Raw genomic sequence first — 13,948 nt, 5'->3', positions numbered from 1 at the left:
TACGCCTAAGGCTCATACCGATTAGTGGGGCAACCTCGATCAGAGGGACAAAGCCACGCCGGCGCAGAGACGCTCTGGTGGGCCCGTAACTGAAAACGCTTTTCCAGTTCATCACATCCTGAATGCAGCAGACCGCATCGTCAGAACCGGCCGTTGCCAACGGCAATGGACACGGCCACGGCCATGAGCCGGCGAATGCGCCTATAACGAGCCGCGCGTTCTGGGCGCTGACGTTTGGGTCGATCGGCGTCGTCTATGGCGACATCGGCACGAGCCCCCTCTACGCGCTGCGCGAAGCCGTGCTCGCCGCGGGCGGTTCTTACGGCGCCGTGACGGAGGCCGCCGTTTTCGGCGTCCTGTCGCTGATCTTCTGGTCGCTGATTATCGTCGTCACGCTGAAATACGTGGTGCTGCTCCTCCGCGCGGACAACAACGGCGAAGGCGGCACTTTGGCGCTGACCGCGCTCGCGTTCACCGCACTGGGCAAACGCACGCCGCTCGTGCTGGGACTGGGCATTGTCGGCGCGGCCATGTTCTACGGCTCCACGTTGATCACCCCTGCCCTGTCGGTGCTTTCGGCCGTTGAAGGTCTCAACGTCGCGACGGACGCGTTCGAGCCTTATGTGCTCCCGATCACCGTGATCATTCTCGTCGCGCTGTTTTCCGTGCAGAGCCACGGGACGGCGCGCGTCTCGGCGCTGTTCGCGCCGATCACGACCGTCTGGTTCCTGGTGATAGCGATCGCTGGGGCGGTCGAGATCGCCGAATACCCGCGCATCTTTCTGGCGCTGAACCCCTATTACGGGCTGAAGTTTCTCTTCACCCACGGCATGATCGGCCTCATCACGCTCGGTGCGGTGTTCCTGGTCGTGACGGGGTCCGAGGCCCTCTACAACGATCTCGGCCATTTTGGACGGAAGCCAATTCAGACGGCATGGTTCATTCTGGTTCTCCCCGCCCTGCTCCTGAACTATTTCGGGCAAGGCGCGCTGGTGCTTGCACATCCAGACGCACTGTCGAACCCATTCTTCCTACTGTTCCCCGATTGGGCGCTCTATCCCATGGTTGCCTTGGCGACGATGGCCACTGCCATCGCGAGCCAGGCGGTGATCACGGGCGCCTACTCGATCACGCGGCAAGCCATGCACTTGGCCTTCTGCCGCGCATGGAAGTGCGGCACACATCGGAATCGCAGGCGGGTCAGATCTACATGCCGCGGGTCAACTGGGTCCTACTGACCGGCGTTCTGCTGCTGGTGTTCATGTTCCGGTCGTCGAGCGAGCTTGCCTCCGCCTATGTGCTGGCGGTGGCGGCGACGGAGTGGGTGGCAGGCATCCTCGGCTTCATCGTCATCTGGAAACTGTGGCGCTGGAAGCTGTACTGGGCGATCGCCCTGATGGCGCCGCTGACCTTCGTCGACACCGCCTTCGTCATGGCCAGCATGCTGAAGATCGTCGAGGGAGCTTGGCTGCCGGTGCTCGTCGGCATGATCCTGGTCCTCGTCATGCTCACCTGGAGGCGCGGCACGCGGCTCCTGGCACAGAAGACACGCCGCATCGAGGTGCCGTTCGAGCCTCTGATCAAGAGCCTCGAGACCAAACCGCCGCATCTCGTGCCCGGAACCGCCATGTTCCTGAGTGCCGATCCGGAGTTCGCGCCGACTGCACTCCTGCACAACCTCAAGCACAACAAGGTGCTGCACGAGCACAACGTCATCCTCACCATCAAGAACGAGGACATTCCGCGCGTCGCACCCCAGGACCGCGTTCAGTTGGAACCGATAAGCGACAAGTTCATGCGGATGACGCTGCATTTCGGTTTTGTGGAACGGCCGAACGTTCCGAAAGCTCTCGCGATCGCCCGCCGGAAAGGCTGGCAGTTCGACATCATGTCGACGTCGTTCTTCCTGTCGCAAAGGACGATACGGCCGGACCCGCGATCCGGCATGCCGCAATGGCAGGACCGTCTCTTTGTCTATCTTGCGCATAATGCGGACGATGCGTCGGCCTATTTCCAATTGCCGACCGACCGCGTCGTGGCTATCGGCACGCAGGTGACCGTCTAGCGTTTGTTTGGACCTGGCTCTGGGCCTACTAAGAGGGCGGCTTCGCTGTCCGGAACCCACGTCCAATCGGCCATGAAGCGCCGCGCCCACGTCATCTGGCGCTTCGCATAGCGCCGGCTCGACGTCTTCGCTTTCTCGGCCGCCTCGTCCAGGCTCATGGCGCCGCCCAAGTGGCCCGCGAGTTCGGGGACGCCGCAGGCCCGCATGATAGGAAGCCCCGGATCGAGGCCGAGCTTGGTCAGCGCTTCGACTTCAGCAAGCGCGCCATGCTCCAGCATGGAATCGAATCGGGCGTCGATGGCGGCGTAGATCACGTCCCGCTCCGGCGCGACCACAAGCTTCAGCAGCCCTTCGTCACGAAGAACAGGCTCCCCTTCTGTCTCCTGCCACTCGGCAAGCGACACGCCCGTAGCCTCGACGACTTCGAGGGCACGCACGAGACGCTGCGTATCCGTGGGATCGAGGCGAGCGGCCATGACCGGGTCCCGAGCGCCCAGTGCGGCGTGGAGGTCGCTAGCGGGCGCTGTGGCCGCAAAGCTGCGCCAGCGCTGTCTGACCTCGTCGGGAATGTCTGGGACCGGCGAGAGCCCCCGCAGCAGCGCCATGAAGTAGAGTCCGGTACCGCCGACAAGGATCGGCACGTGTCCGGCCGCGCGCGCCTCTTCGATGGCGGCGGCCGCTTCGCCAACCCATCGCCCGACCGAATAGCCCTCGCGTCCGGGCACGGTGCCGTACAGGTGGTGGGGCACGCCCGCCATCTCCGCCGCGCTGGGACGCGCAGTCAAGATCTGCAGCTCGCGATAGATCTGCATGGAATCGGCATTGATGACCGCACCGCCCAGGCGATCGGCCAGCGCCAGCGCCGCCGCGGACTTGCCGCTAGCAGTAGGTCCGGCGATGAGAACGGCTTCAAACACGATGGGCCATTGGGGTTCGCGCCGACGGCGACGAGCCACGTCAGCTGATCGGGACGTTGACGAGGCGCAGATCGCCATCCGCGTTGGCGAGAAGAAACAGGATCTTGCGGCGTCCTGATTTCTCCACGGCCCGCAGCCGGGCAACAACCTCCTCAGGCCGGTGGACGGCTTCCTGAGTCACTTCGACGATTACGTCGCCAACCTCTATGCGCTTCTTCGCCGCCGGACTGTCCGGGTCGACGGCCGTCACCACAACCCCGTCGACGGTCCCGCTGATTTCGAACTTGGCCCGCAGATCGGCGGTCAACGGCTCGATCGTAAGTCCAAGGAGTTCTTTCACACCGTCGGAATCCTCAGTCTCGATCGCCTCGTCATCCTCGGATGCAGGCAAGCGGCCGAGCGTCACGGTGAGATCCAAGAGCTCGCCGTCGCGAAGGACCTTGAGGAGCACGTCCGCTCCCACCGTGCCGTTAGCGACCGCGCGCGGCAGATCGCGCATGTTCCGGATGGATTGTCCGCCAAAGTCGAGAATGACGTCGCGCGGCTTGATCCCGGCGCTGCCCGCCGGCCCCTCGGGAGCGACGGAGGCTACCAAAGCGCCCATCGGCTCCTCCAGGCCAAGGGTTGAGGCCATCTCGTCGGTGACGTTTTGAACGTGCACGCCGAGCCAGCCGCGCCGCGTCTCGCCGAATTCTTTCAACTGGTTCAGGACGCGGACAGCCGTGTTGGACGGAACCGCAAAACCGATGCCGATCGATCCCCCCGTCGGCGAAATGATCGCGGTATTCACGCCCACGACCTGACCGTCCATGTTGAACAAGGGACCGCCGGAGTTACCCCGATTGATTGCCGCGTCGGTCTGAATGAAGTTGTCGTAGGGCCCCGCGTTGATGTCGCGCTTCACGGCGGAGACGACGCCAACGGTCAGGCTACCACCGAGGCCGAAGGGGTTCCCGATCGCCATCACCCAATCGCCCACGCGCAGGATGGAAGAATCTCCGAAGGTGATCGCCTTGAGCGGCTTGCGCGGCTTGACCTGCAGCAGAGCAAGATCGGTCTCGGGATCGTGGCCGAGGATTTTGATCACCTTGAGCTTCGACCCATCGGTGAAATTCACGATGATCTCGTCGGCGCCTTCGATCACGTGATTGTTGGTGACGATTAGTCCCGAGGGATCGATCACAAACCCCGATCCGAGCGAGCTGACTTTGCGCGGGGAACCGTCGGGTCCCTCCTCGTCGAAGAAGTCGTCGAACAACTCGTCGAAGGGGCTGGTCTTCGGTCCCTTCCGGCCGGGCGGACTCCCGTTCCGTTCCTTGAGGGTCTGCGTCGTCGATATATTGACGACAGCATCCTGGAGTCCCTCGGCTATGTCGGCGACCGATACGGGGCCCTTCGCAAAACCCGGCGCCGGCGCGAGGAGCGCGGCAAGCCCGAGACCGGCAGTTGCGGCATAGCGCAGAAGACAAGCACGGCGCATGCGCCCCGAAAACGACGAGCCCAGCTCTGGCCGTTGCGTCCGGACATCCTTCTGCGCACTCCTGTCATCGTACCAAGCTCAAGCGCGCCGAGGCCTCGGAGCGTTCCGCGCATTTTAACGAGAGTCGTAGGCCCTGAGGAAGCACGGTTTCACCCCAAGAGGTGCGCAGGAGCAGACCGGCGGTCCCCGCGGGCCGGCCCACGATCAGCCTCTTATCAGCCAAACGAGGAGGACACCCACCGCAACCGCGAGGGTGCCCGCCAGCCGCAGGGACTGTTCGGGTGTATCGGACGCCGCTTCCAGAAGCCGGCGCCCGAACCGGGGCGCAAGGGCCCAAACCAGGCCCTCGATCACCAGGACGAGACCGATGGCCACTCCCAGGTCTTCCATGCCCGTACAACCCGCCTAAGGGGTCGAACTCAAGGGCCGGCTTACGGCGCTCTTGTCCCCTTTCGGCATGCTGGAAGAAGCACCGCGACGGGCTCCCGAAGCGTCGTTGAAGTACTGGAAGAACTGCGAATCCGGGCTGAGCAGCATCCTGGTATCGCCCGACTGCAAGGCGCCTTCATAGGCCTGCATGGAGCGGTAGAAGGCGAAGAAGTCGGGGTCCTTGCCGAAGGCTTCGGCGAAGACGCGGTTCTTCTCCGCATCGCCCGCACCGCGAATCCGCTCGGATTCACCCGTCGCCTCGGCCTTCACCACCGTCACTTGGCGGTCAGCGTCTGCGCGAATGCGGCGGGACGCCTCCTCACCTTCGGCTCGGATCTCCGCGGCCTCGCGCTGACGTTCCGTCTGCATCCGGCGGAAGATGGCGAGGCTGTTGGCCTCGGGCAGGTCCGCCCGCTTGATCCGGACATCGACGACCGTCATGCCGAACTTCTGGGCGTTCTCGTTCATCTCGTTGGTGATCTTCCGCATCAGCTCGTTACGATCGTCCCGCACGACGCTCGAACTTGCCGAACCGAGGACGCGGCGAAGCGCGGCTTCAAGAAAGTCGCTGAGCCGTGTCCGTGCGTTGAACTCGTTGTTCACCGATTGGTAGAACAGCAGCGGATTGGTGATCCGCCAGCGCGCGAAGGCGTCGACCACAAGCCGCTTCTGATCGGCGGCGATGACTTCCTGAGGCGCCGAATCCAAATCCAACAGCCGCTTGTCGAAGAAGACCACGTTCTGGATGAACGGGATCTTGTAGTTCAGGCCCGGGTCATCGATGACCCGCTTCGCCTTACCGAACTCGAGAACCAGGGCCTGCTGCGTCTGGTAGACGCTAAACAGCGTCAGATAGGCGCCGATGGCCAGGATGCCGATCAGCAGCAGAATGAGCGTAAGGGTTGCCTTTTTCATTACTGCTGCCCTCCGGTCTGGAGCGAGGGAGCCGACGTGGACGATGCCGGCGATTGCGGCGGTTTCCTCTGCAATTCCGTGAGTGGCAGATAGGGCACCACGCCACCGCCGCCATCCTTGTCGATGATGATCTTGTCAGTCTTGGAAAAGACTTCCTTCATCGTGTCGATGAAGATGCGCTGACGCGTCACGTCCGGCGCCTTCTCGTATTCCTGCAGGACCTTCTCGAAGCGTTCCGCCTCACCCTTCGCCTCGGCGATGACCTGATCGCGATAGCCTTGTGCGTTCTGAAGGATCCGTTCGGCCTCACCGCGGGCTTCCGGGACGACCCGGTTCGCATAGGCTTGGGCCTCATTCTGCAGACGCTCCTCGTCGGCGCGAGCCGCCTGCACGTCGCGGAACGCGTCGATGACCTGAGCCGGCGGATCGACCTTCTGCAACTGAACCTGCGTGATCTCGATACCGGCCTTGTAGCCATCGAGCGTGCGCTGAATGAGCTGCTGCACCTTGCCTTCGGTCTGGGCGCGAGACGACGTCAAGATGGGCTCGATATCGCTTTGTCCGACGATTTCACGCATGGCGCTTTCGGAGACGTCCTTCACGGTGCCTTCGGGATTTTGGATGTTGAAGAGATAGTCGGGTGCGTCACTGATCTTCCAGACCACGACGAAGTCGATGTCGACGATGTTCTCGTCGCCCGTGAGCATCAGGCTTTCCTCGGGCACATCCCGCACCGAAAGCCCGCCGCCTTGAGCGGAGCGAATGCCGATCTCGATCCGGTTGGCGCGCGTCACCTTCGGGAGCATGACCTCCTCGATTGGATACGGCAGGCGGACATGCAGGCCAGGCGGAAGCTGGCGCACATATTCACCGAAGCGCAGCACGATGCCGACCTCGTCCGTGTTCACCCGAACGAAGAAGCCGAAGAAGCCGACCACAACGGCGACGAGCACGGCCAAGACGGCCGGAAGCAGCCAGCCGCCGCCACCGGGCATGGCCTGGCGCAGCTTGTCTTGGCTCTTGCGCAGTATGTCTTCCAGGTCAGGTTGCTGGCCGCCACCGCCGGAACCGCCCGGCCTGGGCCCCCAGGGCCCGTTGTTGCCGCCACCGCCGCTCTGATTGCTCCAAGGCATATTGTCTCTCGTCCTGATTGCTGAGGGGGCTTTCGCGCGAAGCCGCCACATTTGGGCCGCGCCAATCGCAGGGGAGATTAGGCGCACCAAGTGGCGGAACCGCGACAAGAATCCGGGAGGTTATAGGCCAGTACCAATGGGCGCGCAATCGAAGGCGGCCCTATTCGCTCAAACCCGCTCCAAGATCACGATGCTGAAATCGTGGTCGTCCTTTGGACCCGCCTCGAAGGCTTCCCGCGAGACCTCCCGCCACGCGTCCGGGTCGAGTTCCGGGAACCAGGTATCGGCTTCCGGAGCGGCATGGACTTCGGTGAGATAGATCCGGTCGGCTTGAGGCAGGACTTCGGCAAACACCGCCTCCCCGCCGATCACGGCGATTTCGTCGGCACCCTCCTTGGCGGCCCAGAGGCGCGCCTCTTCCAGCGCCGCCGCAAGATCGCGAACCACGACCACCCCAGGCGCCGTGACGTTGCGTTCCGGGTCATGACGATATTGAGGCGGCCGTCGAGAACGCGTGGCAGCGATTCGAAGGTGAACCGCCCCATGACCACCGGCTTGCCCATGGTCACGGCGCGAAACAACTTCATGTCGGACCGCAAGTGCCAGGGCAGCCCGCCGTCCAGGCCGATGGCGCGGTTCTCGCCCATGGCGACGACCAGGGCGATGGCGGGGGACCGTCCTCCGGACTCGTCGGTCACACAGCCACCTCGCGCGGATCGCCGGATAGGGGTCGTAGCCGACGATTTTGAAATCGTCGTAGACAAAGTCGAACAGCGAGGTCACTTCCGGGTTGATCTCGAGGCGCGGCCGCGTCCGGGGCGTGCGCGAAAGCTGCTCGTCGGCCTGATCCAGATGGTTCAGGTACAGATGCACATCCCCGAATGTGTGCACGAAGTCGCCGGGCTCCAGCCCCGTGACCTGCGCGACCATGTGCGTGAGAAGGGCATAGGACGCGATGTTGAACGGCACGCCGAGGAAGATATCCGCGGAGCGCTGATAGAGCTGGCAGGACAGCCGGCCGTCGCCGACATAGAACTGGAACAGGCAGTGGCAAGGCGGGAGCGCCATGTTGGGAATCTCGCCCACATTCCACGCGCTGACGATGTGACGCCGCGAATCGGGGTTCTGTTTGATGCCCTCGACCAGCGCCGTGATCTGGTCGACCTCGCCCCCCGACGCGGTTGGCCATGAGCGCCACTGCTTGCCGTAGACGGGCCCGAGATCGCCGTTCTCGTCGGCCCACTCGTCCCAAATCCTGACGCCATGTTCCTTGAGATAGTGGATATTCGTCGAGCCCTGCAGAAACCACAGAAGCTCATGGATGATCGATTTCACATGCAGCTTCTTGGTGGTCATGAGTGGGAACCCCTCGCTCAAGTCGAAGCGCATTTGCGCCCCGAATAGGCTGAGGGTGCCGGTGCCGGTCCGATCCTCCTTGCGGAGGCCCGCATGGCGGACATGAGAGAGGAGCTCGAGATATTGGCGCAACGTCAGAGTGTCCCTATATTCACCGAGGTCCGGAATGCCGAGACTCACAGGCCGGGCTCGCTACTTTGTCGATAGACTTGTAGAAGGAGCATTCAATGCGTCGTCTGACAGTTGTCCTCGGCCTTGCGGCCTGCACTACCCTTGGTTTCGTCTCCACCGCCGCCTATGCCCAGAGCATCGGCATCGAGCGGGTCCGGCAGATGGCCTTCGACCGGGGTATCGTCGACCTCGAAGACATCGAATACAAGCGCAGAAGGAATATCTGGAAAGTCGAGGGCGAAGATGCCCGCGGCGACGATATCGAGATGCACGTCGATGCCACGACCGGCCGCGTGCTCAAGATGGAACGCGACTAGCGCATCCGATCCGGCTCTGCCAACTCACTGTGCGACAAGCCTATTCAAGGGGTGAAGATTGGGGGTTATCTACCTCCCGATCTTTCAATTAACCTCTTTGGGGCTTATATATGTGGTGTCGGCTTCGGCCGACTATGGCGATAAACGGTTGACGTAATAAACCATTCGGACCCGGGGGCGGTACCCGGCGGCTCCACCAGGTTTCAGTCTCTCGAGCACGTGACGTGCGGGCCAGAGAGCTGTGGCATGGGACTTGCGGCGTTAAGTCGGTAACGACTGAAACGTGGCGGGGCCGAAATAGGATCGACGAGGGTGTAAAGGTCGTACTTTCGCTCGGCATGGTATCCGCCGTTATCGGGCCGAACCTTATAGTTGCCAATGACAACTATGCGGAGGCACGTCTCGCTGCGTAATGCGGCGCGATAGCCTAAATTAAAGCCCTAGCCTCCTCGCAGAGGTTAGGCGCGGTTTCGGAGGGCACCGGGCAACAGAAGCCCTCCACTTCTGACGGGGTGGACTGCCTACGTCGCCAAAAATGGAGCGGCGCCATTACATGGCAGACGATGGAATTCGATACGATCTTCTGACACAGGACGCGCTCCGCGGCGTGGTGCGCGAGGTCCTGACACAAGTCCAGCGCGATGGGCTCCCCGGCGAGCACCATCTGTACATCGCCTTCGACACCTGCGCCGAAGGCGTTTCCATTTCCAAACGCCTGAAGGAACAGTACCCGGAGGAGATGACAATCGTCCTCCAGTACCAGTTCTGGGACCTGTTCGTGTGGGACGAGCGCTTCGAGGTGAAGCTGTCCTTCGCCAATGTGCCCGAACGGCTGGTAATTCCCTTCAGCGCGGTGAAGGCCTTCTACGATCCGTCGGCGCAATTCGGTCTCCAGTTCGGAAAGCCGGGCGCCGCCAACGACTCGGCGCGCCAGCATATGGCCTCCGCTCTGCCCGATGTGGTGAGCGACCAGTCCGACGACCGTCCGGGTACGGAGCCACCGGCCGAAGAAACCAGCGAAACCGAACCGGTCGAAGTGGTGATGTCCCGGCCTCCGGCCGAAGTCGTGCAGCTCGACAACTTCCGCAAGAAGTAGCGCACCCCGAAGCAGCCGCTTTCTTGTGCGTCCGCGGCGACGGTATGCCCACACATTAGCCATCACGGCACGTGCGAAATGGCCCGTCCGCCCAATTGGCCGGATGGTCGACATGGCATGATTTCTGATTGATGCTCGCGGGATGCGGTGTCACGCATCGGCTGGGGAGACGCATACTTGAACAAACTCGATCTAATCCGCGGCGCGCCGAACGCGGACGGCGGGGCGCTTGCGCCCATTCAGGACTATCTGAACGAGATCCACGCACGCATCTCGAAAATCGAGGGTGGTGCGCCGGCGGCCTATATCCCCGAGCTGGGCAAGGTCGATCCAAAGCTGTTCGGTATCGCCATCGCCACCGTGGACGGTCAGCTCTACACGGTGGGCGATGCCCGCGTGCCGTTCACGATCCAATCGGTCTCCAAGCCGTTCATGTACGGGTACGCCCTACAGCACCACGGGCGTTCGCGCGTCCTGGAGAAGGTCGGCGTGGAGCCGACGGGTGAGGCCTTCAACTCCATCTTACTCGACGAGGCCGCCAACCGGCCCTTTAACCCCATGGTGAACGCGGGCGCGATCGCGGTCGCGGAGATGATGCAGGGCGACACGCTACAGCAGCGCACCAACAACATGCTCGAATTGTTCTCGAGCCTCGCCGCCCGCAAGATCGAGATCGACGAAGCGGTCTACAAGTCGGAGCTGGCGACGGGCCACCGCAACCGCGCCATCGCGTACATGATGCTCAACACCGCCATGATCGAGCACGACCCGGAGGAAGTCCTCGAACTCTACTTCCGTCAGTGTGCGCTCAGCGTCACCGCGTGCGACCTCGCTGTCATGGCGGCGACGCTGGCCAATGACGGGACGAACCCCGTGACCGATCACAAGATCTTCGACACCCAGTACGTGCGGGACGTACTCACGGTGATGAATTCTTGCGGCATGTACGACTATGCCGGCGAATGGGCCTACGAAGTCGGCATGCCGGCCAAGAGCGGCGTGTCGGGGTGCATCATCGCCGCGATCCCCGGACAGATCGGGATCTGCGTTTACGCGCCTCCGATCGATACGCAGGGAAACAGCGTGCGCGGCATCGCCGTGTGCCAGGACATGTCGAGGGAGTTCCAGCTCCACTCTTTCTACAATCACACCAACGTCCGCAGCGTTCTGCGCCGCGACTACCGCGCCGACATGGTCCGTTCGAACCGGCTGCGCACTTTGGAAGAGCGAACGCTCCTCGCGGAGGAAGGCCACAAGATCGCCGTGCTCGAAGCACAGGGCGCCCTCTTCTTCGGCTCGACCGAGCAACTCTTGCGCAAGCTGACCGAACTCGCCAAGGACTCGAAATATATCGTCGTCGACTTCAAGCGCGTACACCATGCCGACAACGCGGCCTGCAAACTGATCGGGCGGGCGGTGCGCGCGATGGCGAAGAGCGACACGGAGCTCGTCTTTGCGTCCATCGACAACGAGGGATCGCTCGACCGGCTCACGCGGGTGCTTGCCGAGACGGCGGAAGGTCACGCCCTGCGCCAGTTCCGCGATGCCGACGCCGCGCTGGAATGGTGCGAGGATCAGCTTCTCGCCGGCAAGGGCTCCAGCACCGGCACCAAGTTCTCGCTCAATCAGATCAACCTGTTCGACGGGCTCACGCCCGAGGAATGCCGATTGGTCGAAGGGATCGTGCGGCCCCTCGTCTTCGACAAGGGCGACGTCATCATGCGCGAGGGCGATCCCGCCAAGCTTTTCTTCGTGCTGGCGCGCGGCACGGTCAGTGTTGAGATCAAGCTCCACGACAAGCCCGGGCGGCACAAGCGCGTGCTCGATCGGGCCCGGCCTGACCTTCGGCGAGATGGCGCTGCTCGACGGCGGTACACGCTCCGCCGACGTGATCGCGAACGAGAAGGTGATCTGCTACGGGCTCGGCGTCGAAGAGTTGCACGAGTTGGCCGAAGAGCATCCCAACGTGATGATCACTATTCTCGGCAATCTGACGCGCGAATTCTCCGAGCGTCTCCGTCACGCCAACGAGGAAATCAGCGTTCTGGAATAGGACTCCAGGCGGGAGACCGTGCTCCTAGGCAGCCGGCGCGTGAACCTTGTCGGGAGCGGCGCGCGGCTCGTTGGATGGCGTCAGGGGTACGCTGAGTTCCACATAGAGTCCGGACTTGCGAAACTCGGTCTTGGTCTCGCCGCCGAGATTGTGGCGGATGCCCTGATCGATGAGCTGCGACCCGAACCCTTTCCGGGCCGTGGGCTTCTGCACCATGGGGGCGCCCTTCTCCTCCCAGACGAGGATGAGCCGGTTTCGCCGCTGCGTCTTCCAGGCGACGTTCAACTGGCCGTCGTTCTGCGACAGGGCGCCGTATTTGACCGCGTTGGTGGCGAGCTCGTGCAGCGTCATGGCGAGGATCGACGTGCATTGCGGCGGCAGCAGCACGTCGGACCCCTTGATCACGACCTTGGGTCCACCCTCCCGCTTGTAGGGCTCGAGTTCGCGTTCCACCATCGCCTTCAGGCTCGCGCCGGACCATTGGGATTCGAGCAGCAGATCGTGCGCCCGGTGCAAGGCGCGCAAGCGCTCGGCCAGTGTGCGGGCCATGGTTTGCGTGGTCGGGTCCTTGGCCTGGCGCAGGCTGGCCTGGACGAGCGACTGAACGATCGCCAGCGCGTTCTTCACCCGGTGGTTCAGTTCGCCGACCAGCATGGTTTGGCGCTGCGCCGTGCGCCGCCGCTCGGTGACGTCGCGGAACACGAGCACGGCGCCGGCGAGTGAGCCGTCCTGCCCGATGATCGGGGCGCCCGAATGCTCCACCGGGAGTTCGCGATCGTCGCGCGTCAGGAGCATGGCGCCGGACTCCATACGGGATACCTCGCGCTCGCGGAGCGCTCTCAGGGCCGGATCGTCGACGGGTTTGCGCGTCTCCTCATCCACGACACGGAATACGACCCAGATGGGCCGTCCGCGCGCTTCCGCCGCCGGCCAGCCCGTCAGTTCCTCGGCGACCCTGTTGAGCAGTAGCACGCTTCCGCTCGGGTCCGTCGCGATCACGCCGTCGCCGATCGATCCCAATGTCGTCGAGAGCCACTCGCGCTGTCCCCGCAAATCCATGAGCGCCACCTGCCTGCCGCTATCGGCCCGGCGCACGGCCCCAAGGGCCGTCCAGGCGAACAGGGCGAGCACGACAATGCTGGCCACGGCAAAGATGACCAGGGTCGCGGCGCTGTCGTAGAGCGCGTTGACCTCGCTTCCCGCGCGAACCATCCCAGCACCGGCGGAACGGTCAGAATGCCCGGCAGGAGCCGGCGCAGCATCTCGCCCGCGGGAGACTGCTCCAGAATCGCGGACGCAATGCCCCGTTCCGGGGACGCCAAGATCAGCCCTGTCGCCAGCAAGACGAACGCGATCACGCCATAGACCGTGAGCCGCATGAATGGGAAAGGATCGCCGTCCATGTCGACACCATAGGCCGCGCCCGTCACCACGAGCAGAACCTGGGCGAGCAAGACGAGCGTCAGCACTTGGCTGAGGACTGAGGGCGCCACGCGGTGATGCTCGGCATAGAACAGCGCCACGCCGAACAGGATGAGCGCCACCACGATACCGGTCGATGTCCCCTCGTGGACTGGGAGCGGCGCAGCCGGCGCGGCTTGAGCGAAGGAGAACTCATGGCTCAGCTGAGCCTGCGGGATAGCCTCGTCTGGGATCAGAAATGTATTCAGCCCGATATCGCCGAAAGCCGCCTGGCCGAGCATCAAGAGCCCGAACAAGGCCAGCACGAGGCCGATGGTTCTCGAGAGGAAGCGGATCCGCTTGTAGGTGAAACATAAGAGGCCGAGGCCTGCGAGGATGACGCCGATGGCCGCGATGGGGGGCATTCCGGCCAGGCTCGGCAGGAAGCGCTCTGGCAAGATGCCGATCCATGCGGCCAGCACCACCTCGCCGATGACGCAGACCAACACAGCCGCGAACCGGGCATAGGTTTCGCAAGCTTGCACTGTCTTCGACTGAGGCAGCACGATCTTACTGGACGCCGCCGTCACACATCCTCCTCGTCAGGCGCTTTGG

The 13,948-nt window shown here is 63.3% G+C and carries 12 protein-coding genes, 1 other RNA gene and 3 pseudogenes; 7 read left to right on the top strand and 9 right to left on the bottom strand.

Annotated features, from left to right (window positions below; all coding sequences use genetic code 11):
* Positions 1-122 precede the first annotated feature (122 nt).
* Together AUC70_RS12665 and AUC70_RS18935 are read left to right on the top strand one after the other, a co-directional pair.
* Positions 123-1,525 (top strand): annotated as a pseudogene (locus AUC70_RS12665) (KUP/HAK/KT family potassium transporter); the annotation flags it as partial.
* A complete protein-coding gene (locus AUC70_RS18935; protein WP_425283610.1) occupies positions 1,505-2,065 on the top strand; it encodes a KUP/HAK/KT family potassium transporter in 561 nt (186 codons plus the stop codon). The pseudogene AUC70_RS12665 and the gene AUC70_RS18935, both read left to right, overlap by 21 nt.
* Here the strand turns inward: AUC70_RS18935 and miaA are convergent.
* The 7 genes and pseudogenes from miaA to AUC70_RS17600 form a co-directional block, all read right to left on the bottom strand.
* Positions 2,062-2,982, bottom strand: a complete 921-nt coding sequence (miaA, locus tag AUC70_RS12660; protein ID WP_244505617.1) for a tRNA (adenosine(37)-N6)-dimethylallyltransferase MiaA — start codon at positions 2,980-2,982, stop codon at positions 2,062-2,064. The genes AUC70_RS18935 and miaA overlap by 4 nt on opposite strands.
* 40 nt (positions 2,983-3,022) lie before the next feature.
* Positions 3,023-4,462 (bottom strand): Do family serine endopeptidase, encoded by a 1,440-nt coding sequence (locus AUC70_RS12655; RefSeq protein WP_069445200.1) that lies wholly within the window; start codon positions 4,460-4,462, stop codon positions 3,023-3,025.
* A 204-nt stretch (positions 4,463-4,666) separates the two neighbouring features.
* Positions 4,667-4,852, bottom strand: coding sequence for a DUF2065 domain-containing protein (locus AUC70_RS12650; RefSeq protein ID WP_069445199.1), 186 nt, complete (start codon positions 4,850-4,852; stop codon positions 4,667-4,669).
* Positions 4,853-4,867: 15 nt separating this feature from the next.
* Positions 4,868-5,806: a protease modulator HflC gene (hflC, locus tag AUC70_RS12645; RefSeq protein ID WP_069445198.1), complete on the bottom strand. Its 939-nt coding sequence runs from the start codon at positions 5,804-5,806 to the stop codon at positions 4,868-4,870.
* Positions 5,806-6,939: an FtsH protease activity modulator HflK gene (gene hflK, locus AUC70_RS12640; protein WP_069445197.1), complete on the bottom strand. Its 1,134-nt coding sequence runs from the start codon at positions 6,937-6,939 to the stop codon at positions 5,806-5,808. The genes hflC and hflK overlap by 1 nt, the downstream gene beginning before the upstream one ends.
* Before the next feature lie 168 nt (positions 6,940-7,107).
* Entirely contained in the window at positions 7,108-7,386 is a 279-nt protein-coding gene (locus tag AUC70_RS18930; protein WP_425283609.1) for a dihydrofolate reductase, read from the bottom strand.
* Between the two features lie 261 nt (positions 7,387-7,647).
* Positions 7,648-8,427: pseudogene (locus AUC70_RS17600) on the bottom strand (thymidylate synthase); the annotation flags it as partial.
* A 95-nt stretch (positions 8,428-8,522) separates the two neighbouring features.
* Between AUC70_RS17600 and AUC70_RS12625 the strand changes: the two are divergent.
* From AUC70_RS12625 to AUC70_RS18920, 5 genes and pseudogenes are all read left to right on the top strand, one after another.
* Complete coding sequence (locus AUC70_RS12625; RefSeq protein WP_069445195.1) at positions 8,523-8,783, top strand: PepSY domain-containing protein; 261 nt, start codon at positions 8,523-8,525, stop codon at positions 8,781-8,783.
* Positions 8,784-8,861: 78 nt separating this feature from the next.
* Positions 8,862-9,286, top strand: a transfer-messenger RNA (tmRNA) gene (gene ssrA, locus AUC70_RS12620).
* Between the two features lie 50 nt (positions 9,287-9,336).
* Positions 9,337-9,879: an SspB family protein gene (locus tag AUC70_RS12615; protein WP_069445494.1), complete on the top strand. Its 543-nt coding sequence runs from the start codon at positions 9,337-9,339 to the stop codon at positions 9,877-9,879.
* Between the two features lie 147 nt (positions 9,880-10,026).
* A pseudogene (glsA, locus tag AUC70_RS18925) lies at positions 10,027-11,337 on the top strand (glutaminase A); the annotation flags it as partial.
* A gap of 85 nt (positions 11,338-11,422) precedes the next feature.
* Entirely contained in the window at positions 11,423-11,932 is a 510-nt protein-coding gene (locus AUC70_RS18920) for a cyclic nucleotide-binding domain-containing protein (RefSeq protein WP_425283608.1), read from the top strand.
* Between the two features lie 24 nt (positions 11,933-11,956).
* On the opposite strand, the gene AUC70_RS12605 is transcribed toward AUC70_RS18920, so the two are convergent.
* On the bottom strand, positions 11,957-12,991 hold the full coding sequence (locus AUC70_RS12605) for a sensor histidine kinase (protein WP_158007449.1): 1,035 nt from the start codon (positions 12,989-12,991) through the stop codon (positions 11,957-11,959).
* Positions 12,928-13,923, bottom strand: a complete 996-nt coding sequence (locus AUC70_RS18120; RefSeq protein ID WP_069445193.1) for a hypothetical protein — start codon at positions 13,921-13,923, stop codon at positions 12,928-12,930. The genes AUC70_RS12605 and AUC70_RS18120 overlap by 64 nt, the downstream gene beginning before the upstream one ends.
* Between the last annotated feature and the right edge of the window lie 25 nt (positions 13,924-13,948).

The organism is Methyloceanibacter stevinii (genome assembly GCF_001723355.1).
In the GTDB taxonomy this organism is placed as follows: Bacteria; Pseudomonadota; Alphaproteobacteria; order Rhizobiales; family Methyloligellaceae; genus Methyloceanibacter; species Methyloceanibacter stevinii.
The sequence above is the reverse complement of the archived record's forward strand: the minus strand, read 5'-3'. Positions and strand labels throughout refer to the sequence as shown.

Coding starts and splice junctions, on each gene's coding strand:
- AUC70_RS18935 (WP_425283610.1), top strand. CDS start 1,505: ATGCTCACCTGGAGGCGCGGCACGCGGCTCCTGGCACAGAAGACACGC.
- AUC70_RS12655 (WP_069445200.1), bottom strand. CDS start 4,462: ATGCGCCGTGCTTGTCTTCTGCGCTATGCCGCAACTGCCGGTCTCGGG.
- AUC70_RS12650 (WP_069445199.1), bottom strand. CDS start 4,852: ATGGAAGACCTGGGAGTGGCCATCGGTCTCGTCCTGGTGATCGAGGGC.
- hflC (WP_069445198.1), bottom strand. CDS start 5,806: ATGAAAAAGGCAACCCTTACGCTCATTCTGCTGCTGATCGGCATCCTG.
- hflK (WP_069445197.1), bottom strand. CDS start 6,939: ATGCCTTGGAGCAATCAGAGCGGCGGTGGCGGCAACAACGGGCCCTGG.
- AUC70_RS12625 (WP_069445195.1), top strand. CDS start 8,523: ATGCGTCGTCTGACAGTTGTCCTCGGCCTTGCGGCCTGCACTACCCTT.
- AUC70_RS12615 (WP_069445494.1), top strand. CDS start 9,337: ATGGCAGACGATGGAATTCGATACGATCTTCTGACACAGGACGCGCTC.
- AUC70_RS18920 (WP_425283608.1), top strand. CDS start 11,423: ATGCCGACGCCGCGCTGGAATGGTGCGAGGATCAGCTTCTCGCCGGCA.
- AUC70_RS12605 (WP_158007449.1), bottom strand. CDS start 12,991: ATGGATTTGCGGGGACAGCGCGAGTGGCTCTCGACGACATTGGGATCG.